At 67.3% G+C, this 21,603-nt stretch carries 20 protein-coding genes and 1 pseudogene; 13 read left to right on the top strand and 8 right to left on the bottom strand.

Annotation, left to right across the window (positions count from 1 at the left end; all coding sequences use genetic code 11):
* Positions 1 to 3: 3 nt before the first annotated feature.
* A pseudogene (locus NN2_RS38495) lies at positions 4 to 279 on the top strand (Ada metal-binding domain-containing protein); the annotation flags it as partial.
* Here NN2_RS38495 and NN2_RS38490 read toward each other — a convergent pair.
* A complete protein-coding gene (locus NN2_RS38490; protein WP_030516063.1) occupies positions 280 to 657 on the bottom strand; it encodes a hypothetical protein in 378 nt (125 codons plus the stop codon).
* A gap of 373 nt (positions 658 to 1,030) precedes the next feature.
* Here NN2_RS38490 and NN2_RS09045 point away from each other — a divergent pair, with 373 nt between their 5' ends.
* On the top strand, positions 1,031 to 1,735 hold the full coding sequence (locus NN2_RS09045) for a VIT1/CCC1 transporter family protein (RefSeq protein WP_063012151.1): 705 nt from the start codon (positions 1,031 to 1,033) through the stop codon (positions 1,733 to 1,735).
* 25 nt (positions 1,736 to 1,760) lie between these two features.
* On the opposite strand, the gene NN2_RS37055 is transcribed toward NN2_RS09045, so the two are convergent.
* Together NN2_RS37055 and NN2_RS09040 are read right to left on the bottom strand one after the other, a co-directional pair.
* Positions 1,761 to 1,934 (bottom strand): hypothetical protein, encoded by a 174-nt coding sequence (locus NN2_RS37055; RefSeq protein WP_156055668.1) that lies wholly within the window; start codon positions 1,932 to 1,934, stop codon positions 1,761 to 1,763.
* A gap of 118 nt (positions 1,935 to 2,052) precedes the next feature.
* A complete protein-coding gene (locus tag NN2_RS09040; protein ID WP_063012149.1) occupies positions 2,053 to 3,051 on the bottom strand; it encodes an acyl-ACP desaturase in 999 nt (332 codons plus the stop codon).
* 218 nt (positions 3,052 to 3,269) lie between these two features.
* Between NN2_RS09040 and NN2_RS09035 the strand changes: the two genes are divergently transcribed.
* The 3 genes from NN2_RS09035 (at position 3,270) to NN2_RS09025 (ending at position 6,841) form a co-directional block, all read left to right on the top strand.
* Positions 3,270 to 4,514 carry a KasA/KasB family beta-ketoacyl-ACP synthase gene (locus NN2_RS09035; protein WP_063012148.1) on the top strand — a complete coding sequence of 415 codons (1,245 nt, stop codon included), beginning with the start codon at positions 3,270 to 3,272 and terminating at the stop codon, positions 4,512 to 4,514.
* A gap of 94 nt (positions 4,515 to 4,608) precedes the next feature.
* Positions 4,609 to 6,477, top strand: coding sequence for a long-chain-fatty-acid--AMP ligase FadD32 (gene fadD32 / locus NN2_RS09030; protein WP_063012293.1), 1,869 nt, complete (start codon positions 4,609 to 4,611; stop codon positions 6,475 to 6,477).
* 163 nt (positions 6,478 to 6,640) lie between these two features.
* Complete coding sequence (locus tag NN2_RS09025) at positions 6,641 to 6,841, top strand: hypothetical protein (RefSeq protein ID WP_030516058.1); 201 nt, start codon at positions 6,641 to 6,643, stop codon at positions 6,839 to 6,841.
* A 54-nt stretch (positions 6,842 to 6,895) separates the two neighbouring features.
* Here NN2_RS09025 and NN2_RS09020 read toward each other — a convergent pair whose 3' ends face one another.
* Complete coding sequence (locus NN2_RS09020) at positions 6,896 to 8,062, bottom strand: thiolase family protein (protein ID WP_063012146.1); 1,167 nt, start codon at positions 8,060 to 8,062, stop codon at positions 6,896 to 6,898.
* A 221-nt stretch (positions 8,063 to 8,283) separates the two neighbouring features.
* On the opposite strand from NN2_RS09020, the gene NN2_RS09015 reads away from it, so the two are divergent.
* The 4 genes from NN2_RS09015 (at position 8,284) to NN2_RS09000 (ending at position 13,844) form a co-directional block, all read left to right on the top strand.
* The gene (locus tag NN2_RS09015) at positions 8,284 to 9,798 is read left to right on the top strand and encodes a hypothetical protein (RefSeq protein WP_063012144.1); all 1,515 of its coding nucleotides are present in this window, start codon (positions 8,284 to 8,286) and stop codon (positions 9,796 to 9,798) included.
* 45 nt (positions 9,799 to 9,843) lie between these two features.
* Positions 9,844 to 10,683 carry a DUF72 domain-containing protein gene (locus NN2_RS09010; RefSeq protein ID WP_063012142.1) on the top strand — a complete coding sequence of 280 codons (840 nt, stop codon included), beginning with the start codon at positions 9,844 to 9,846 and terminating at the stop codon, positions 10,681 to 10,683.
* Positions 10,684 to 10,782: 99 nt separating this feature from the next.
* Positions 10,783 to 11,295, top strand: a complete 513-nt coding sequence (locus NN2_RS09005) for a MarR family winged helix-turn-helix transcriptional regulator (protein ID WP_063012140.1) — start codon at positions 10,783 to 10,785, stop codon at positions 11,293 to 11,295.
* Positions 11,292 to 13,844, top strand: coding sequence for an MFS transporter (locus NN2_RS09000; RefSeq protein WP_063012138.1), 2,553 nt, complete (start codon positions 11,292 to 11,294; stop codon positions 13,842 to 13,844). Before NN2_RS09005 ends, NN2_RS09000 begins: the two co-directional genes overlap by 4 nt.
* On the opposite strand, the gene NN2_RS08995 is transcribed toward NN2_RS09000, so the two are convergent.
* Positions 13,817 to 14,293: a hypothetical protein gene (locus NN2_RS08995; RefSeq protein ID WP_063012136.1), complete on the bottom strand. Its 477-nt coding sequence runs from the start codon at positions 14,291 to 14,293 to the stop codon at positions 13,817 to 13,819. The genes NN2_RS09000 and NN2_RS08995 overlap by 28 nt on opposite strands.
* Before the next feature lie 387 nt (positions 14,294 to 14,680).
* On the opposite strand from NN2_RS08995, the gene NN2_RS08990 reads away from it, so the two are divergent.
* Genes NN2_RS08990 through NN2_RS08980 form a run of 3 tightly spaced genes read left to right on the top strand, consistent with a single transcriptional unit; the run spans position 14,681 to position 18,134 of the window.
* Complete coding sequence (locus NN2_RS08990; RefSeq protein WP_063012134.1) at positions 14,681 to 15,730, top strand: helix-turn-helix domain-containing protein; 1,050 nt, start codon at positions 14,681 to 14,683, stop codon at positions 15,728 to 15,730.
* On the top strand, positions 15,727 to 17,130 hold the full coding sequence (locus NN2_RS08985; protein WP_063012132.1) for a pyridoxal phosphate-dependent aminotransferase: 1,404 nt from the start codon (positions 15,727 to 15,729) through the stop codon (positions 17,128 to 17,130). The genes NN2_RS08990 and NN2_RS08985 overlap by 4 nt, the downstream gene beginning before the upstream one ends.
* Positions 17,127 to 18,134 carry a Rossmann-fold NAD(P)-binding domain-containing protein gene (locus NN2_RS08980; RefSeq protein ID WP_063012130.1) on the top strand — a complete coding sequence of 336 codons (1,008 nt, stop codon included), beginning with the start codon at positions 17,127 to 17,129 and terminating at the stop codon, positions 18,132 to 18,134. Before NN2_RS08985 ends, NN2_RS08980 begins: the two co-directional genes overlap by 4 nt.
* Here the strand turns inward: NN2_RS08980 and lipB are convergent.
* From lipB to NN2_RS38485, 3 genes are all read right to left on the bottom strand, one after another.
* Entirely contained in the window at positions 18,092 to 18,727 is a 636-nt protein-coding gene (gene lipB, locus NN2_RS08975) for a lipoyl(octanoyl) transferase LipB (RefSeq protein WP_063012128.1), read from the bottom strand. The two genes, NN2_RS08980 and lipB, sit on opposite strands and share 43 nt — an antisense overlap.
* A 47-nt stretch (positions 18,728 to 18,774) precedes the next feature.
* Positions 18,775 to 20,004 carry a DUF475 domain-containing protein gene (locus NN2_RS08970; protein ID WP_081879556.1) on the bottom strand — a complete coding sequence of 410 codons (1,230 nt, stop codon included), beginning with the start codon at positions 20,002 to 20,004 and terminating at the stop codon, positions 18,775 to 18,777.
* 122 nt (positions 20,005 to 20,126) lie between these two features.
* Entirely contained in the window at positions 20,127 to 20,621 is a 495-nt protein-coding gene (locus tag NN2_RS38485; protein WP_051756357.1) for an aggregation-promoting factor C-terminal-like domain-containing protein, read from the bottom strand.
* Positions 20,622 to 21,072: 451 nt separating this feature from the next.
* On the opposite strand from NN2_RS38485, the gene NN2_RS08960 reads away from it, so the two are divergent.
* Complete coding sequence (locus NN2_RS08960) at positions 21,073 to 21,600, top strand: MarR family winged helix-turn-helix transcriptional regulator (RefSeq protein ID WP_227462665.1); 528 nt, start codon at positions 21,073 to 21,075, stop codon at positions 21,598 to 21,600.
* Positions 21,601 to 21,603: the final 3 nt, after the last annotated feature.

Genomic DNA, 21,603 nt, shown 5'->3' with positions numbered 1-21,603 from the left:
TCGATGGATGACGGGGACCGTGCTCCGGCGCGGTATTACGTGCTGCTCGGCTCCGACGCCGTGCCGTACCGCAGCCCGACCGCGGGCACGGTCGGCGGGCATCGGCGTCAGCGCATCTACGGGCGGCTGGACTGCCCGGCGGCACTGCGCGCCCTGCGCCGCGGCAACTACGCCGCATACCGGGTGTTCTTCGCCGACGAGGCCACCGCCGTCGCCGCCGGATACCGGCCGTGCGCGCGGTGTCTGCCGGAGGCGTATCGGCGCTGGAAATCCGCGCGCTCAGATGCTGCGCTGCCGCCGCCGGATCGGCGGCCGGGGCGGACCGATGTGCCGGTGCACCAATTGCAGGGCGGCCAGCAGGATCAGCGAGAATCCGGTGGACAGGTAGTCCTCGGTCAGCACGCCGAGCACGGCCAGGCCGCCGAAGACCGGTAGTTCCAGCCAGGAGCACCAGGCCAGTAGTCGTAGCCGGGAGGCGTGGGAATCGAGCCAGGCCAGTCCGTCGTCGACGATGTCGGCGGCCGTGTCGAACTCGACCAAACCGTCGCCCACCTGCACGAACCGATGTACCGCCTGCTCGCGACTGATCCGCCCCAGCCACACCTCGTCGATGAGCCGCTTACCTTCGACCGCAACTTCCGTGACGACCGCGTCCATTCTGCGCCAGTCCCTTTCCAGTTGGTCTCGCAAAGTGTAAGCGCCGAGAGCCGCAATCACCCCGCAATCCGGCCCTCTCATGGCTGGGTGGCGCACACCACCCGGCCGGGACCGCCCCCGGTCCCCGGGCGATCGACGCGAATCGGACAGCGCCGCAACCCGTGCGGGTCCTGCCGGGCGACATCGCCGAAAGTCTTGGCGACGAACGCAATTCGATATCCGGCACATAATCGGCGGAGTGTTCCGGCTTTTCGAAATAAGGTATGGGATACCTTCCTGTGCAATGGTTTACCTAAATTCGGGCAGCCTTTCTTTGCTGGCGAGGAAAAGGCGGCCGGGTTATTTTTGTCTGGTGCAAGCGGATACGGCGGTAATGGAGAGTGTGGTCCGGCCGGAAACTCACGGACCGGGTTTGTCGGTACGACTGAATTGGCTGCGGGCCGGGGTGCTGGGTGCCAACGACGGAATCGTCTCCGTCGCAGGGATTGTCGTGGGTGTGGCGGCCGCCACTACGTCGACGTCGGCGATCGTCACCGCGGGCGTCGCGGGACTCGCGGCGGGCGCGGTGTCGATGGCATTGGGCGAGTATGTGTCGGTGAGCACACAGCGCGACAGTGAGCGCGCGGTGCTGGACGTGGAACGGCGGGAACTCGCCGAGGACCCGGCGGGTGAACTCGCCGAGCTGGCCGCCATCTACGAGGGCAAGGGCCTGACGCCGGCCACCGCGTGGAAGGTCGCCGAGGAGTTGACGGCCAAGGACGCGTTCGCCGCCCATGCCGAGGCCGAATTGGGCATCGATCCGAGCGAACTGACCAACCCGCGGCATGCCGCGCTTTCGTCGGCCTCGGCGTTCACCATCGGGGCGCTGCTGCCGCTGCTGGCCATGCTGGTACCGGCGGCGATCCGGGTTCCGGTCACCGCGACGGCGGTTTTGGTGGCACTGGCCGCGACCGGCGCCATCGGCGCCCGTCTGGGGCAGGCGCCGGTGGGGCGCGCGACGATTCGCGTGCTGGCGGGCGGTGCGCTGGCGATGGCGACGACCTATGTGGTCGGCCACCTGGTCGGTATCGCGGTCTAGCGGGCGGTCGGGGCGGCAGGCGAAATCAGCGGTTCCGGAACCGGTTTCCCACGCGCAGCCGGTCCATGACCGCGCGCATCTTGGCTTGCCGGTGCGGATCGCCGATCCGGAATTCGACGTGCACGACGGGATGGGATGCGTCGATCAGCGCCACGGTTTCGCGGTCCGTGGAGTGAGCAGCGCGGGGTGAAGCGGTCATAACTCCCAGTGTGCACCCGCGGCTATTTTCTGGCAATGTGTTCTGCCGCTCTGTCGCTTTCGAAACCCAATCGAAATGCTCGGGGATGCAGTCGCTTACACCGCCGCGCTGCCGCCGCTCACGACCGGGAGCCCACCAGCTCCCGTTTGCGGGCCTCCCGGGCCAGCGCCCGGTCCCGCTGTTCTTCGAAACGCGCACAATCGTTTCGCAGTTTCTCCAGGAATTCCCCGAGGGTATTGCGGGCCCGGTCGCCGCGCGCGGTGAAGTCGTTGCGATCGAACACATTCCACTTGCGCAACACCGGCATCACCACTTCCTCCAGATGCTGGCGCAGATCGTAGATTCCGTGTTTTGCCATCAGCACGCCGTTGCGCCGCCAATCCGGCATTCCGGCGCCCGGCATCTGGAAATTGCACACGATATCGGAAATCGCCTCCAGCGCCTGGTCGGGCGCCAGATCCAAAGCCGCCGCGCACATATTGCGGTAGAAGATCATGTGCAGGTTCTCGTCCGCGGAGATGCGCGCCAGCATGCGGTCGGCGACCGGATCGTCACAGACCTTCCCGGTGTTGCGATGTGAGACGCGGGTGGCCAGTTCCTGGAAGGTCACATAGGCGACCGAGTGCAGGAATCCGGTGTCGGCCCGCTCCACCACGCTGGCCTTGTCGCTTTCGCGCACGAGTTTCATCGCGTCGTAACCGTTGGTCATGTGGACCATCCGGGCCCGTTCCAGGGCCACGGGGTCGACCGCGCGGGTCACGACCAGATAGTCGCGAATCACGATGCCGTGCCGGTTCTCCTCGGCCGTCCAGCGTCCCACCCAGGTTCCCCAGGCGCCGTCGGTGGAGAAGTTCTCGGCGATCTCGCGATGGTAGGACGGCAGATTGTCCTCGGTGAGAAGATTCGTGACCATCGCGGCGCGGGCGACCTCGCTCAGCCGTGACTGGGCGGGGTCCCAATCGGTTCCGCCGAGGGCCGCGAAATTGCGTCCCGCATCCCACGGGACGTAGTCGTGCGGATGCCACGTCTTCGCCATCGACAGATGCCGATGCACGTTGCTCTCCGCCACGGGCTCGAGTTCCAGTAGCAACTCGAGTTGGGTGAGATTCCTGACCACGGTGTTGCCCTTCCTCGTTGTGGATCGCCGTGCGACGCTGCGGGAGGAAACCGGTACAGTGCAGTCACGACCGGGTTGCCGGGTGGCACTCAGGGCTGTGCCGGTCGTGTTTCGTCTCGCTAATGTAGCCGCTCCACCGCCACCGTTGTCGCTCCAGCTTGTATTCGCCGCAGTGTTGCCCCTGTTCCGCAGTGTTGCCTGTCGAAAGTGAGCCGAGAATGACGGTTTCCAGCCGTATGCGCTACCGCGACGTCGTCGTCACCAGCCTGGCCGCGACCACGTCCATCGCCGGTGATGTCGACTCCACGTGGAAGGGACTGTTGAACGGTGAGAGCGGAATCGACGTACTCGACGACGGTTTCATCGACCAGTTCGAACTTCCGGTCCGCATCGGCGGTCATCTCAAGGTCGTTCCGTCCACCGTTCTGAGCCGTGAGGAGACCCGCAGGCTGTCCTACGTCGAGCAGATGGCATTGGTGCTGGGGCGCGAGGTGTGGCGCAACGCCGGTGCGCCCGAGGTCGATCCGGTGCGGCTCGGCGTCTCCATCGGCACCGGGCTCGGTGGTGTGGAGGCGCTCATCGACGTCAAGGACAAGATGGCCAACGGCGGATATCGCCGGGTCAGCCCGCTCGCGGTCCAGATGATCATGCCCAACGGCGCGGCCGCGGTGGTCGGGCTGGAATTGGGCGCCAAAGCCGGTATCGCGACCCCCGTTTCGGCGTGTTCCTCGGGGTCGGAGGCCATCGCCAACGCGTGGAAGATGATCGTGATGGGCGACGCCGACGTGGTCGTGACCGGCGGTGTGGAGGGGTCGATCCAGGCCGTGCCGATCGCCGCGTTCACCATGATGCGGGCGATGAGTACGCGCAACGACGATCCGAAACGCGCCTCGCGTCCCTTCGACACCGATCGTGACGGATTCGTCTTCGGTGAGGCCGGCGCGATGATGGTGCTCGAATCCGAGGAACACGCCCGGGCTCGCGGCGCCACCGTGCATGCCCGGCTGCTCGGCGCCGGCCTCACCTCCGACGGTTTCCACCTGGTGGCGCCGGATCCGGACGGCACGGGCGCGGCGCGGGCCATCACCCGCGCGCTGCAGACCGCCGGATTGTCGAAAACCGATGTGGGACATGTGAACGCGCATGCCACCGCCACCCCGATCGGCGACACCGCGGAGGCCCGTGCCATCGCCGCGGCGGTCGGCAATCACGCCTCAGTCTACGCGCCGAAATCGGCGCTGGGACATTCCATCGGCGCCGTCGGGGCACTGGAATCGGTGCTCACGGTGCTGTCCATTCGCGACTGCGTCGTCCCGCCCACCCTCAACCTGGACAACCAGGATCCGGATGTCGATCTGGACATCGTCAAGGGCCAGGCCCGGGCGGGGCGGATCGACTACGCGGTCAACAATTCCTTCGGATTCGGCGGCCACAACGTGTCGTTGACCTTCGGCCGGTATTGAGTTGCCCGCCGGAGCTCCGCCGAGTGCGGGCTCCGGGCTTTCGTTCCTGCGTGACTGTTCGTGCGTGACGTTCGTGCGTGAAAAGGATGAGGGAATGATCGGCGAGACCTTCGATGACTATCTGGACGAACACGGCAACATCAAGATCCTGGGCGATGCGACCCTGATCGATTTCGTCGACAAGCACAGTGCGGCGAACGGGGACGAGCTGGCCTACCGCTACATCGACTATTCGCGCGAGCGCGACGGTGAGTATCACGAGCTCACCTGGCGTCAGTTCGGTGCGCGGTTGCGGGCGGTGGCGGCCCGGTTGCAGCAGGTGACCCGGCCGCGGGATCGAGTGGCCATTCTGGCGCCGCAGGGCCTGGACTACGTGGTGGCGATGTTCGCGGCGGTGTACGCGGGCAATATCGCTGTACCGCTGTTCGATCCGGACGAACCCGGCCACACCGACCGGCTGCACGCTGTCCTCGGCGACTGCCGGCCGACCGCGATTCTGACCGCGAGTTCCGCGGCGGCCGGGGTGCGCGAATTCTTCCGCGGCATGCCGACGGGGCAGCGTCCGCGCATCATCGCCGTCGACGCGATTCCCGACAGCGTCGGCGCGGGCTGGACCGAACCGGATATCAGTATCGACAGCGTCGCGTATCTGCAGTACACCTCCGGTTCCACCCGCACGCCCGCCGGCGTGGAGATCACGCATCGCTCGGTCGGCACGAATCTGCTGCAGATGATCGACGCGCTCGGCATCGACGAAACCGCCCGCGGCGTCACCTGGTTGCCGCTGTTCCACGACATGGGCCTGCTGTGTGTGATTCTGCCGGCGATCGGCGGCAAGTTCATCACCATCATGTCGCCGAGTGCGTTCGTCCGGCGGCCCTATCGCTGGATCAAGGAGTTGGCCGCCGCCTCCGACGGCGCCGCAACCTATGCCGCCGCACCGAATTTCGCGTTCGAGCACGCCGCGACGCGCGGACGCCCGAAGGCGGGTGAGCACCTCGATCTGTCGAATGTGATCGGTCTGATCAACGGCAGTGAGCCGGTGTCGGTGTCGTCGATGGCGAAATTCAACGATGCCTTCATGCCCTACGGATTGCCGAAGACGGCGATCAAGCCGTGTTACGGGATGGCCGAGGCCACCCTGTTCGTGTCGGCCACCCGGCGTGAGGACGCCGCGCGGGTCGTCTACGCCGACCGCACCCGCCTCAATGCCGGAGACCTCGTCGAGGTCGCCCCGGATGCGGAAGACGCCGTGGCACAGGTGTCCTGCGGATATGTGGCGCGTTCCCAGTGGGCGGTGATCGTCGACGACAACGGCGCCGAACTGCCGGACGGCCGGGTGGGCGAGATCTGGTTGCACGGGGAGAACATGGGCATCGGCTACTGGGGTCGTGCCGAGGAGACCGAGGCGACCTTCCACAACCGGCTCAGCGCCCGGCAGCCCGCCGGCAGCCGTGCCGAAGGCGCTGCGCCACAGGCATATTGGATGCGCACCGGGGACTACGGCGTGTATCACGACGGCGAGTTGTACATCACCGGCCGGGTCAAGGATCTGGTGATCGTCGACGGGCGCAACCACTATCCGCAGGATCTGGAGATGTCGGCACAGGAGTCGTCGGCCGCACTGCGGCCGGGTTTCGTGGCGGCGTTCTCGGTGCGCGGTGACGAGCTGCCCGCCGAACTCGCCGCCACCGGGGCCGGAGGCGAACATCTGGTAATCGTGGCCGAACGGGGAAGTGGCGCAGCGAAACTCGATGCGGAGCCGGTGGCGGAGGTGGTGCGGGCGGCGATTTCGGCGCGCCACGGGGTCACCGTGCGCGAACTGCTCCTGGTGCCGGCCGGATCGATTCCGCGCACGTCGAGCGGGAAGATCGCCCGACGTGCCTGTAAGGCCGCATATCTGACGGGAACCCTGCGCGGCGGCCACCGCCAGCAGGCATTCCCGGACGTCTGCGACGGCTAGCCGTGGCGGAGCGGGGGAGGCTGATTAGGTGAGGCAATCCTCGTGTGCCCGTTGAGATGTCCTCTGGGCACCGGATTGTCCGGTACTTGTCCGTCGGCGAGGCCCCGTTGCGGAGTTACCGTGTAGCTACATCAACATGTAGAACCGGATATGGGGCAATGTCATGGAGTTGTCTACCGATTATCTCATTGTGGTGATGGCACATTCGGCGCCCACCCGGCCATTGACAGTGGAGCGTGCGCATCAGGTGATGCAGTTGCACACCGATTGTTCGACCGACGGCTGCGGTATCAAGCAGGCGGCGTTCGACGCGCTGGTAACCGCCGGGCATATCGTGCCCGACAGTTGCCGGCGCCGCGGGTAGCGTGCGTCGGTCGGCGTCGGGGACGCCGACCGGCACACGTGATCCGATCGATCCTCAGAGTCGTTCGATGACGGTGGCGTTGGCGAGACCACCGGCCTCGCACATGGTCATCAGGCCGTAGCGGCCGCCCGACTGTTCGAGGTGGTTGACCAGCGTCGCGAGGATGCGGACGCCCGAGGCGCCGAGCGGATGCCCCAGTGCGATGGCGCCGCCGCGGGGGTTCAGCTTGGCCGGGTCGGCGTTCAGTTCGTGCGCCCACACCAGCGGGACCGGCGCGAAGGCCTCGTTCACCTCGTAGGCGTCGATGTCGTCGATCGACAGGCCGCCGCGCGCCAGCACTTTCCGGGTCGCGGGGACGACCGCGGTCAGCATCAGCAGCGGGTCGTCGCCGGTGACGGCGAAGGAATGGAAGCGGGCGCGCGGGCGCAGGCCGAGTGCGGCGGCCTTCTCCTCACTCATGATCAGGGCCGCGGAGGCGCCGTCGGTGAGCGGGGAGGAGTTGCCCGGCGTGATGGACCAGTCGATCTCGGGGAAGCGGGCCAGGTACTGGTCGTCGGCGAAGGCGGGACGCAGACCGGCCAGGCCCTCGACCGTGGTGGACGGGCGAATGGTCTCGTCGGCCTGCAGGGTTCCGGCCGCGACGATCTCGCGATCGAACCCGCCCGAAGCGGCGGTCTCGGCGGCCAGCCGGTGCGACCGGGCCGCGAATTCGTCCAGTGCGGCGCGGTCGAACTTCCACCGCGCGGCGATCACCTCTGCCGAAATACCCTGCTGCACAAGCCCTTCGGGGTAGCGATGGGCGATCGGACCGCGATTGGCGTCGGCGCCCTGGCCGTTGGAGAACATCGGCACCCGCGACATCGACTCCACACCGCAGGCGATGGCGATGTCGTAGGCGCCGGCGATCACGCCCTGAGCGGCGAAGTGCGCGGCCTGCTGACTGGAGCCGCACTGGCGGTCGACGGTGGTAGCGGGGACGGCCTCCGGAAATCCGGCCGCGAGCACCGCCGTACGGGCGATGTTGAACGCCTGTTCCCCGCTCTGCGTCACGCAGCCGGCGATCACATCGTCGACCAGCGCCGGATCCAGGTCGTTGCGTGCGACCAGGTCGGACAGCACTCCGGCCAGCAGGGTGGCCGGGTGGACCTGGGACAGGCCGCCACCGGTTTTTCCCTTACCGGACGGGGTCCGGACGACATCGACGACGACTGCCGTGGTCATAGCCACTCCGATCGATCAAAGTTACTCGAGGTTCTGCTATAAGTTAACACCGATTCGCTTCTTTTCCGAGAGTGGGCCCGGTCTGCGGGCGGTCTGCGGCCCGGCGGCGGCGCGGCACGCGGGCGTCGTCGGCTGCTGCGCGGTCCCCGGATGTGGCAGACTCGGCACGGCACGATGCGGCCGGTCGACGACCGTATGTGGAAGGTGATGCGGGAGTTGGGATGGCGAGTGCGCTGAGCGCGATCGAACAGCAGGTGGCCGACCACAGACGGGCCGCCGCTCAGGAACGATCGGCCGAGGCCGAACTGCGCCTGGCGACGTCGCTGTGCGAGCTGGCCAAGGCCTGCCTGGACACCAAGACCGAAGGCGCCGACCGCGACCGCGCGCCCGCAGCGCTGGAACCCGCCCAGGAGGCGGTGCTGATCCGGTTGCACTGGCTGACCGCCGGTCATGTGACCGCGCAATTCGCCGGGCAGGTCACCGAGGCGTTGCGATTGTTCGAACAGGCCGCCCGCACCATCGGCCATCGTGAACTGGCCACCGCGACCATCCGCCAGGCCTGCGACGCGTATCACCAAGTGGCGCAGAACTATCCGATGGCGGCCGGGGTGTGCGCCGACGGTCTGTCCAAATGCGGGGTGTGGCTGTGCCGGCTGGATCCCGAGTCGGCGGTGGCGGCCAGTGCAGAGGCGGTGCGTATTCGCGCGGGCCTGTTCGCCGCCAATCCCGATCAGGCGGGCCGCTATCTGGCCAGCCTGAACATGCTGCTGCGCACCCTGATGATCGGCCGCGCGCGCAAACAGGCGCTGGCGATGTATCGCGAACGGTATTCCGCGTGGACCACGCCGGAGATGACCACGCGGTTGCGTGAGACCTCGATCGACGAACTCGAATTCACCAGCAAAACCCATGGCGCCCTGGTGAAATTGGAATGCCCGACGCTCGAACGCGCCGGATATCTCACCCAGCAGCAGATCCTCTACCAAACCGCCGGCGATCTGACCACGATCGAGGAGATCAACTGGAAGCTCGGCCTGGTCGGGCTCAAACCCCTCGCCGCCGGTGCGCTGGCGGACCCGCCGTCCAAGCCCATGGAGATCGCCACCTCCTACGGTGCGTTGAGCGTGCGCTGCGCCGCCGCCGACGCGGTGGCCCGGGTGCGCGCGGCGGTGATCGAGGCCTATGCCGCCGACGGCGCGCATCCGGTGGACAGCAGCGCCTTCGCCGGGGTCGGCGAAACCCATTGGCATATGCCCGATCCCGTCCTCAACGCCGCTCCGAACCTCGATGACGATGTGGTGCTGCTGCAGCGCGCGGGCAGCTGGGTGCATGTGCTGAGCCTGTTCTGGGAACTCGCGCCCACCGGGAAAAACCCTCTGGCGCTGCGGCTTTCGCGGCAGTGGCCGGTGCTCGCGGTCAACACCATCGAGAATCTGACCTACGAATTGTGCTGGTACGCCGACGGTGCCGCGCGACAGTTCGCCGCTCTGGGCCGCCCGGCCGGACAGGAGCCGCTGGATACTCCGCTGGCGCCGTTGGACTTCGCGATGCTCGCCGACTACGGCGCCGACTACGCCTCCGAAACCCAGGTCCGGGCGGCGTTCGGCAACTCCGGCATGTTCGCCAAGCTGACCAACCTGCCCGCCAGTGGAATCCGGCAGGCGGGGCAGGCGCGTGCCCTGGCCGATTACGGCGACCAGATCCTGTTCTTCCGCGGTGGCACGCGGGAGGACTGAGCTGCCCCGCGTTCCCTGTCACCGCGGGCGGTTACCGTCGACACCATGACACTCTCGGTCGGATGCGCGCAGTGGACCCACGAGGCGTGGCGCGCGTATCAGCCGGATTCGCGGCGGCGACTGGGCGGTTATGCCCGGTACTGCACCGCGGTGGAGGGCAACACCACCTTCTACGCGACGCCGAGTCCGGCCACCGTGCGGTCGTGGGTCGAGCAGACGCCCGAGGATTTCCGATTCGTGCTCAAGCTGCCGAGGACCATCACCCACGAACGCCGGATGCGCGGTGCGGAAACGGAATTGGCGGAATTCCTGCGCGCGGTGGAACCGCTGGGGCCGCGCATCCACGCGCTCTGGGCGCAATTGCCGGCCTCGTTCGGGCCGGACGATCTCGGCGTGCTCGCCGGACTGCTGCAGCGCCTGCCGCGCCGGTACCGCTGCGCGGTCGAGGTGCGCCACCGCGCGTTCTTCGCCGATCCCGAGGCGGCCGACCGGCTGGAGTACGTGCTGGAACGGGTTGGCGCCGAATGGATTCCGTTCGACACCACCACCCTGTTCGCCGCACCGCCGCGCAGCCCGGCCGAGTACGAGGCGAGCGCGAAGAAGCCGCGGCTGCCGCGCCGCTTGCGCGCACTGACCGACTATCCGATCGTGCGGTATCACGGCAACGACGATGTCGAGGCGACCGTCGCCGGCTGGCGGCCGTGGCGCGACCTCGTCGTCGAGTGGTTGCGGGAAGGGCGGTCGCCGACGGTATTCGTCCACACTCCCGACAATGCGGATTCGCTACTGCTGGCCCGGCGGTTCTACGATGACGTGCGGTCCGCCGGCGCGGAACTGCCGGCCCTCGTGGATCCGGCGCCGATCGAGCCGATGACCCTGTTCTGAACGAAATGAACCACCGCCGTAGGCCGTCTGTATAGTTGGCGTCGGCAACTACTTGTACGCGCTAAGCAAGTCTGCAGATCTGGGAAAAGGGGACACCCGATGACCGCTGCCGGCCTTGACCGCACCGTCACTGCCACAGCGCTCGACGACGCCGATCGACTAGGCGCCCAATTGATCCGGTTCGTACGCGCGGTGAATCGCGCCAAGACGCAGCTGTCCAAGACCGGCCCGGACGGACTGGAGAAGCTCGCCTACGCCATGCTCTTCTGTCTGGTTCACGACGGACCGCAGCGGACGGGCAAGCTGGCCGAGCAATTGCACGCCGAGATCTCCACCATCAGCCGGCAGACCAGATCTCTCGTGGCACACGGCCTGGTCGAGCGTCGCGCCGATCCGATCGACGGCCGGGCATGCGTACTGGCCGCGACCGACGAGGGTGTCCGGGTGTTCGCCGAGAATCGGCGCTTGCGCAACCTTTGGATCGCCGAGGTGATGGCCGATTGGCCAGACGCGGACAGGTCCACGCTGATCGCATTGCTCGACCGGCTCAACTGCGGTATCGAATCAACCCCGCCATCGACGGCCGAACCGAAACAGGGCTTGGAAATATGACCACTTCGACCACCCGGGAGCCGGCGGCGCAGCCGGCCCCGGGCGCCGCGCCGGGCACACTCTCGCATCGGCAGGTTCTGACTATTTTGTCCGGTTTGTTGCTGGGGATGTTCTTGGCGGCGCTGGATCAGAATATTGTGAGTGTGGCGATTGTCCGGATCGCGAATAGTTTGCATGGTTTCGATCAGCAGGCGTGGGCGACGACGGCGTATTTGATCACGGCGACGATTTCGACGCCGTTGTACGGCAAGTTGGCCGATATTTATGGTCGTAAGCCGTTTTATTTGCTGGCGATCGGTATTTTCGTGGTGGGGTCGGCGGCGTGTACGTTCGCGACGTCGATGTACGAGTTGGCGGCGTTCCGGGCGTTCCAGGGTTTGGGCGCCGGTGGCCTGATGTCCTTGGCGTTCACCATCATCGGCGATATCGTGCCCGCTCGCGAACGCGTGCGGTATCAGGGCTACTTCATGATGGTGTTCGGCACCGCGACGGTCGCCGGCCCGGTGCTCGGCGGCTTCTTCTCCGATTACGACACGTTGTGGGGGATCGACGGCTGGCGCTGGGTGTTCCTGGTGAATGTGCCGATCGGCGTGCTCGCGCTGGCCGTGGTCGCGAAGGTGCTCAACGTGCCGCACGAGCGGCAGCGGCATCGCGTGGACTGGTTCGGCGCGATCGCGCTGGCGATCTGTGTGGTGCCGTTGCTGATCGTCGCCGAACAGGGCCGCGGCTGGGGCTGGGAATCGCCGCGGGCGCTGCTCTGCTACGGGATCGGCGCCGCCGGCCTGGTGTTGTTCCTCCTCGTGGAATTCCTGATGAAGGACGCCGCGCTGATTCCGTTGCGGCTGTTCCGGAATTCGACGTTCTCCATCACCATTCTGGGCGGTTTCATCGTCGGTATCGCGATGTTCGGCGCGATCAGTATGGTGCCGCTGTATCTGCAAGTGGTGCGTGGTTATTCGCCCACCAAGGCGGGATTGCTGATGCTGCCGCTGGTGCTGGGCATCATGATCGGCTCGCTGATCGCCGGGCAGATCACCAAGCTCACCGGCCGGTACAAGATCCTGCCCGTGCTGGGTACTTTCGTCATCGCGTGCGGGGCGGCGCTGTACGCGCAGGTGCATTACGACAGCCCGCTCTGGCAACCGCTGGTGTACAGCGCGGTCATCGGCTTCGGACTCGGTGGCTGTATGCAGACGTTGATCATCGCGGCGCAGAATGCCGGTCCGCGGTCGGATATGGGTGTGTCCACGGCGTCGGCGACATTCTTCCGGCAGATGGGGGGCACGCTGGGTGTCGCGGTCTTCCTGACGATTCTGTTCAATCTGTTGCCGCACAAGATCATCGATGCCTTCGGTGGTGTGCTGCCACCCGGATTCGACGCCGGGAAACTCGACCAGTTGCAGGCCAACACCAGCGGCATCGCGGCGCTGCCGGCGCAGGTGCGCGATCCGATTCTCATCGGCTTCACCGAATCCCTGCACGGCGTCTTCTACGCCGCTGCCGGGGTGGCGTTGCTGGCCTGTGTGGTGTTGCTGTTCATGAAAGAGATTCCGCTGCAGGACAGTCCGACGCCACCGGCGCAGCCGCAGCGCGCGGAGTCGGCACCGGACGAGCCGGCCGTGCTCGACCTCGACACGGCGCCCGACGACGACGCCGAGACGGCCGGGTCGGAGCCGGAAGCCTGGGAGCGAGAGCCGTTGTGGGAGGACGACGAGGGAGCCGCCCGGCCGGAACCGGCACCCGCCGGAACGGGGGCGCACGCCGCGTTCCCGGAGAGCGCCGGCGACGCGCCCCTGTCCGGACGCATTCACCGCGAAGACGGGCAACCGGTATCCGGCGCGGCGCTGACCCTGATCGACCAACGGGGACATCAGGTTTCCCGAGCCACGACCGACGGCGCGGGCGCCTACCGCCTGAGCGCGCCGGACCAGGGGAACTACGTGCTGATCGTTTCCGCCGAGGGGCATCAGCCCGCCGCGGTGAACGTCGCGATCGGTGCCGAGCCGCAGACGGCCGACCTCACGCTGCTGGGCGCCGGCGAGCTGTCCGGCATCGTCACCGAGGGGCCGGGCCGGCCCCTCGCGGACGTGACCGTCACGCTGACCGATCGGCGGGGCGAGGTCGTCGGTGCGGCGGTGACCGGACCCGACGGCGCCTACGCCTGTCACGGCATCGTCGCCGGCACCTACACCCTGGTCGCGGTCGCCGGACATCGCAGGCCCGATGCCACGACGTTGACCGTGCCCGCGACCGGCATGCTGCGTTATGACATCGAACTCGCGCCGACGGCGGTGCTGTCGGGCCGGGTGCGCTCCGAGCGCGGCCCGGTCGCCCATGCCCACGTCGCGGTGCTGGACTCGGGCGGCACGGTGGTGGCCGCCGCGTTGACGGACGGCGACGGTCGCTACCGGATCGACGATCTTCCCGCCGGGGACTACACGGTGGTGGGTCGCGGCTATCCGCCCGCCAGTGCGCGCGTCGCGGTCGACGGCGAGCGGAGCGCCCACGACCTGCGGCTCTGCTACGACGGCGCCGCCGACAGATCGTGATCGGTATGCCGCGGCCGGTGCGGCGAGACCGGGGTGCGGTGGGCGTGCGGTAGGTGTGGGTGGCCTCGGACCGGGCCGTATTCGGTGGTGCTCGCCCCCCTGTCGCCCGGCCCGATATCCCCGGGCTCGATATCGTCCGGTCCGATTTCGCCGGATCGCAGGGCGGTGCGCTCGAGGACCCGGGCACACAGCCGGATCACCGCCTCGTCCAGGGTGATGCCGAGTTCGGCGGCGTGCAGGGTGGCCATCTCGACGGCCCCGAGGTCGTCCACGAAAGCCGGATCGGACAGGATCTCGTCGACGATCATGCCGCTCAGCGCCTGCTCCTGGGTCAGAAGCTCGCCGGGCAGCCAGCTCAGCAGCCACTGCCCGGGAAGTGAGGGCAGACGCTGGGCAGATTCCGGGGTGACATCGCTGGTCATCAACCAGTCGGTGATATGAAGCGTCATGGCATTCCCCTTCCACCAAGCCGGCCGCTGCGGCGGTCATTGCCGCTCCGATAAACGGAGAGCCGGTGGCTATAGCTAAATGCTAAGGACGGCTTTCCGGGGCTGTCAACTAAGCATCTGTGCTTATCTGAGATATCTTCGAGACCTCAATGCCCATCTTGAATCAGATATGCCCAGAGAATATCCGCATTGATTACCAGTGGTGGGTACGAAGGGGTGAAAGTTGGCTTCGCGGAAGGAGTTCGGGCGCCTTGTGGCAGAATCCGCAGCGGGCCCAGCGCATTCGAGTTATCGACGAGCGGTGTTCGAGGTGCGTTCATCGGAGTAATGAAAAATTGATGTTTAGCTGATGATGCAATGGGCCACATGTGATTAGAATTCCGCATCGTGACACAATCTGACCCAGACGGTGGCGAACGGATCGGCGAACTGGTGCGCCGACTCCGTATCGAGTCCGGTCTCACCCAGGCCGCGCTGGCCAAACAGGCGGACTGTTCACGCAGCCTCGTGCAGCAGATCGAGAACGGCACCCGGGTGCCGCCGCTGCCGCTGCGGGAACGTCTGAGTTCTGCGCTGGGGCAGGAACTTCCGATGGACGGCGTCGCCGGCTCGTCCGAACCCGGCGGGCATTACGACCTGCGGATGCGTTTCAACGTGCTCCTCGGCAAGGACCCCGCGGTGGTGGATCGGGTGCTGACGATCGCCCAGACCGTGCTCGACGCCCGGGGTGCGCGCGAGGAGGTGGAGCCGCTGCGCCTCATCGCCGCCCGCCAGCTCGAACGCGCGGAAGAGCTCCTGGCGCAGATACCTTCGCGCAGTGCGACGGTGTGGGAGTGGAATACGGTCAACGACTGGCTGACCATTCTGGAGCAGGCCGAGCAGTCCGTTCGCGCGATACACACCGCCGACCTGGGCACCATCGGTGGTGACGTCGGCGACGACTACCACGCCGCGATCGTGCGCCTCGCCGATTCGGTGCACGAGCCGCGAGTCACGGTGCGGCGCATGTACGTTCTGGATCGCATCGAGGATGTGTGGCCCTACGACGACAAGTTGTGGTGGCAGGCGCGCTCCGGTGTCGAGAGTGTGCTGGTCAAGCGTGAGCACGCGCGCAACGCGCAGAGCATGCTCGTCGTCGACGACCGATACGTCTGCGTAGGGGAATACGACTATTCGCGGCAGACCCGGGTCGCGACGCGTTTCTCGGTGCTCAAACATGATGTGGCATTCGCGGTCCGGCGCTTCGAGAAGCTCTACGACCTGCGGCGCATCGGTTCGGCGATCGTGGTCAACGATCTGCTGGCCGATCCCCGACTGGCCCGATTCGAGCGTCTGGGTGACGGCGAGGGACGGGAGCTGTTCCGCGAGACGCTCGTTCGAGCGTGGGACGAAATCCCGACGCCGGGCCAGGCGCCGCTGGAAACAGGGCGGCTGTGACGACCGGCCCCGGACATGCCGAGCGCGCCGCCGCCGCGCTGATTCTGCGTTCGGAGGAGCGCAAGAAGGAACTGCGCCGGCAGCTGCCGGAGAGCGTGCCGTTTCTCGGCCGATCCGGTCGCCGGTACCACGGTGTGCTGGACGCTTATCACGGCGAGACCGGATTCGAGATCGATCCGGCGGCGGCGCGCGCCCTGCGGCGGGCGTGGAACGATCTGGCGCCCCATCGGATCCGGCGCCGCGGCCTGCCGGACTACGACAAGCGGCAACCGCTGGAGTTGCGGGAGTCGGCCGCCGCCCACCTGTTCGACCGGCTGCACCGCCCCGCCGACGGAGTGACCGGTGTCCGGGTCCGTCCCGAAGAGGTTGTCGTCTGCCCGTATTCGAGCATGCTGATGCTCGAGGAGGTGATCGCCACGGTCGTGCGGCCCGGCGGCGTGATCGTCTGTCCCGAGGGCTTCTACAAGAACTTCGCCACCCACATCGCGAAATTCGATGTGCGAGTGGTAGTTCCGGAGGCGACGCCGGACGACTCGTTCCGGATCGATCCGATGGCACTGGCCCGCGAACTGGAACGGCACGGTGACGCCGTCTGTGCCGTGCTGCTCACGCTGCCGGGCAATCCCGTCGTCACGCGGTACTCCTCGGACGAATTGCGCGAACTGGCGGCGGTTCTGGTCGCCGCCGATGTTCCGGTGGTCTGCGATATGGCCTTCGACCGGATCGTCGGCGGGCACATTCCGCTCGCCGCGCTGGAGGTGCCGACCGCGCAGGGCCCGGTCCGGCTGTACGACCGGATGGTGACCGTCACCGGTAATTCCAAGGGCTACAACGCCTTCGGCCCGTGCAAGCTCGGCGCGGCCTGCTCCGGGGACTCGCGGTGGCTGGAGCGTATCCGGGCGCGACTCACGATCGCTTTTCAGCGTGAGAGTACGCATCTGGTGCGCGCGGTGCTGGACCATACGCCCGACGCGTATTTCGAGCACAACCGCAAGCTGGTGCGCGAACAGTTCGACACCGCCTTGGAGCGGATCGCGGCGATCAATGCCGAATTCGGATCGAACACACTGCGGCCGCTGGGTTCCGGGGCCAGCATGTTCCTGTCCGTGGTCGCCGATTCCGCCCTCCTGGACGCGGCCGGGGTGGGCGACAGCGCCGCATTGGAGGATCTGCTGCTGGCCGGCGCGGGAATCGACAGCGTCGCGCTGGGCCGCACCGGATCACCGCGGCGGGGTGTGCGGCTCAACGTCCTCGCGCCCCGGCGCGGCCCCGGCACCGAGTCCAGGGAGTTGATCGACGAACTGTTCGACCGGCTCGGCGGGCTCGTCGCCGACCTGGCCGGTGGTGCCACCTACCGCGACATCCTGCGTCGGCGCGGTATCGCGGAGCCACCGGCGTGATCGTCGGCGTGCTGCGCGAAACCGCCGCCCGGGAACGGCGGGTGGCGCTGACACCGGACGGTGTGCGATGCCTGACCGCGGCGGGGATGCGGGTCGTCGTGGAGGCGAATGCCGGGCGGGCGGCGGGCTTCGGCGACGCGGCCTACCGGTCCGCGGGGGCTACCGTCGCGGTAGATCCCGGCACCGTGGTCGCGGCCTGCGATGTGCTGGCGTGGGTGAAGCCGACGACCCACGATCTGCGCACGATGTCGCGGCGGCCGCACCTCACACTGATCGGCTTCCAGGATCCGCTGCGGCGAGCCCCGCAGATCGCCGAACTGCGTGAATTGGGCGTGGAATCGATTGCGGTCGAACTCTTTTCGCGCGATACCGGTGAATTGGACGCGCTCTCGGCGATGAGCCGGATCGCCGGCAGCGTGGCCTATCTCGCGGGCCGGCGGCTGGTGCCGCGCACCGTGCGCCGGCCGATCCGCTCACTGATCCTGGGGTGCGGCCAGGCGGGACTGTCCGCCGTCGCGGCGGCAGCCGCCTGCGGGGCCGAACCGCCGGTGGTGCTGGGGCGCCGGCCCGAACTGCGGCAGGCCCTGGATGCGCAGGGCCCCAATGTTTTTCACTGGTCCGGTGAGGTCGACGCCGCCTGGGTCCTGGAGCGGATCCGCGCGGACAAACCGGATCTGGTCTTCTGCGCCGCGGTGCGCCGTGGACAACGGGCGCCGCTGCTGGTCGACCGGACCGCACTCGACGCGCTCGGGGACGGTGCGGTCGTGGTCGACCTGACCGCCAAGGCCGGTGGCAACTGCGCGGCGACCGTCACCGACGCGACCGTGGTGCTGGGCAACGGCGTCGTGGTGACCCACCGCTCGAACTATCCGGCGCGCCGACCGGCCCCGGCCAGCCGGGCCTACAGCGCGGCGGTAACCGCGTCGATACTGCGACTGGCGGACTCCGGGCTGCCGGAGGCTCAGACGGCCTCGAACGCCTCCGCCACGATCGGCCGGACCTGATCCATTCGCGCGCCCGGCTGTTCGCGCCGCACCGACGTCATATCCACATCGGGCAGTCCGCATGCGACGGCCCACTGCCACGGCTCCAGATCGCCGTCGACGTTCAGCGCGAATCCGTGACTGGTGACGCCGCGGCTCTGCCGCATGCCGATGGAGACGATCTTGCGGCCGGTCTCGACGGTCCACACGCCGGTGAGCAGTTCCGAATCCGGCGGGGTGTCGCGGCGTTGCGCCCGGATGCCCAGCCGGTCGAGTGCGGCGACCAGGCGGTGCTCGACCTCGCGGATGTAGTCCACCACGCCCTCGCCGTCCCCGAGTTTCACCACGAGATATCCGACCAGCTGTCCCGGGCCGTGATAGGTGAGCTGCCCGCCGCGGGTGGTCTCGACCACCGGAATCCCGTGGTCGGGGTCAGGGAGATGCGCACTCGGCGTCCGGCGCCCGATCGTATAGACCTGCGGGTGGCTCAGCAGCCACAACGTATCCGGTCGTTCATCGCGCTGGCGCTGTCCCACCAGTTCGGCCATGCGCTCCATGGCCTTGTCGTAGTCGACGAGTTCGTCCTGGATCAGTGTCAGCGGCCGCGACCTCATGCTCCGAGAATACGACCGGGGTCGACAGCGAACTCGCGCAGTAGTCGTCAGAACGCTTCGGTATTCAGCTTGTCCCGCGGCGGCAGCGCGTCGCCGGGCAGCGTGACCCGATCGATGGGGAACCCGGCGTCGAGGCTGGACAGCTTGCCGGTGTCGCCGCGCAGCGTCAGTTCGTCCCCGCCGAGGGACAGATGCTCCAGCTCGGTCTCGGTGGCGGCGGGCGCCGGGTGGCGCCGGTTGTGGACGATGCTGCTGAGGTAGGCCGCGGCGATGATCCCCACTCCCAGCAGGCCGGTGACCACCTCGTTCAGATGGTGGCCGGTGGAGACCAGCAGGATCGCCGCGAGCGCGCCGATCGCCCAGTGCGCACCGTGTTCGAGGTAGATGTACTCGGCCAGGGTGCCGCGCCGCACCAGGTAGACGGTGATCGAACGGACGAACATCGCGCCGATCAGACCCAGTCCCAAGGCGATGACGATCGGATCCGCACTGATGGCGAAGGCGCCGATCACACCGTCGAAGGAGAACGAGGCGTCCAGCACTTCCAGATAGATGAAGCCGAAGAAGGCGGCGCGCCCGGTCAGAACGGCGGCGCGCGAGGGGCCCTGGCCGGGCTGCTCGTTCTCGAAATGCGCGCCGAGACCGTCGACGAGGAAGTAGGTGGCCATGCCCAGAGCGCCGGAGACCATGACGACGTCGGCCTTGTTGTTGGGGGCGAGCACACCGGCGGTGAGCACCAGCGCGATCAGCGCGATCACCACCGTGAACATCGAGAACCGCCCGATCCGCGCCAGCGGTCGCTCCAGCCAGCTCAGCCAGGTGACCTCACGCTGGGTGCAGATGTAGTTCAGGAACAGCAGCAGCAGGAACATGCCGCCGAAGGCGGCGATCTTCGGATTGGCGTCGTTGAGCAGCGTCTCGTAACTGGGCCGGCCGTCCGGAAAGAACGGCGCGCCGCCGGCGGGAGGGTTCATCGCCAGCCGCAGCGCCTCGATCGGGTCCAGATGTGCCCCGATCGCGACCACCACCAGTGGGAACACCAGGCGCATACCGAAGACCGCGATCACCATGCCCACGGTCAGGAAGATGCGCTGCCAGAACGCGCTCATCCGCTGCAGGACACTGGCATTGACCACCGCGTTGTCGAACGACAGTGATACCTCGAGAACGCCGAGGGCCGCGACCAGCACCACGGCCTCCGGCCCGCCGTACAGCAGCGCGACGACTAGAGACGCCGCGGCAACCAGGAACGACAGGGCGAAAACTCGCACGAACATGCCGATGCCTTTCGTCAATTCGACACCCGCGGGGGGTATGACCTCGCGGGTTACAGCATTCAGAGTGCTCGCAACCCTGCCTTCGATTGTGACAGTTGAAGTGGTCCGGCGACAATCGAGAGCTAGTACCAGTGGTGGGACTGCCAGAACGCCCAGGCTCCGTCGGGGCTGCCGTACCGCTCCACCATGTAGTCGTAGGTCCAGCGGATCTGGGTCACCGGGTTGATCATCCAGTCCACCCCGTGCGAGGCCATCCGCTCCGGCGGCAACGCCTGCCCGAGACCGTAGGCGCCCGATTCCGGATTGACCGCGAACGGATTCCAGCTGCTCTCGTGCGTGATCACGTTGTCGAACGACGGGAACTGCGGAGCCGGGACGATCGTCAGGGCGACCGTCTTCATCGGCAGGCCCAGCAGCAGACCCGCGGTGGCGGAACCGGAGGATCCCGCCGAACCCGAGGCCGAACCGGATGCCGATCCGGAGGTGTCGGCGCACGCGGGCCCGCAGTCGGCGCCGGCCGTCGCGGCGAGGGCCACCGGCGCGCCGACCAGCCACAGCGCGCAGAATGCGGCGAGAGCGGCGCGGCGAAGCTGAGGCGCCGGTGTCGTCTCGGTCACAATTTGGCCTGCGATCCGAGTGGGGTCGAAAGATGGCGGCGAGGTTGCCGAGTCGATCGGCGCTGCGAAGGCGGCCGGAAAATGCGTTGCGGAATCCGCGGTGTTCGGGGTCTGATTTGTCGGCTGGGCCGGAATTCGGGCGGGCTCGATTGGCGCAGACATGGTCAGCTCGGTCCTTCCGCGTCGACTTGCCGATCGATCAGAGTCGGAAATGCGACAGTTCGAGCAAACCATCGGTAATCACGGGATGTCCGGATTGCGCTCGGCGTGTCCGGCCCGGCGTTCCCGGGTGTGGGCCGGGGTACGTGCGAGTGGGTTCCGAACGTATGTATAGTTGGCCTCAGCAACTAGTTGTACATGCTAATCAAATGCGTCGTGGGGAGAAGGAAGCTCGGTCATGGTCGTCGATGCCCGTGATCCCCGTGTGAGCACGCGGGCCGAAGGCGGTAGCTTGCGTAACCATGTAGGCCCGGGCGAGCACGGCATCGAACACAGCGCCGGCGTCACCGAACAGGATGTGGCCGATCGACTCGGCGGTCAGCTGATCCGGTTGATGCGGGCGATCGGCAGAACCAAATCGCACATAGCCAAGTACGGTCCGGACGGTCTGGAGCGATCGGCCTATTCTGTACTGTTCTGCCTGGTCCACGACGGTCCGCAGCGGACGGGGAAGCTGGCGGACACCCTGCATACCGAAACATCGACCATCAGCAGGCAGACTCGATCGCTGGTGGCACACGGCCTGGTGGAACGCCGGGCCGACCCCGTGGACGGCCGGGCCTGCGTGCTGGCGCCCACCGCCGAGGGGGTGCGGGTTTTCGAGGAGAACCGTCGAAACCGCAACCGCTGGCTGGCCGAGGTGATGGCCGAGTGGCCCGCCGACGAACGGGCCAGATTGACCGATCTCCTCGAGCTGCTCGTCAGCGGCATCGAGGAATCCACAGCCGAAAAATCCACTGCAACAGCCGATTCGAATTAGGGC

This window comes from Nocardia nova NBRC 15556 (genome assembly GCF_001613005.1).
Classification (GTDB): domain Bacteria; phylum Actinomycetota; class Actinomycetes; order Mycobacteriales; family Mycobacteriaceae; genus Nocardia; species Nocardia nova.
Note: the sequence above shows the minus strand (reverse complement) of the source record. Positions and strands in the feature narration are given on the sequence as shown.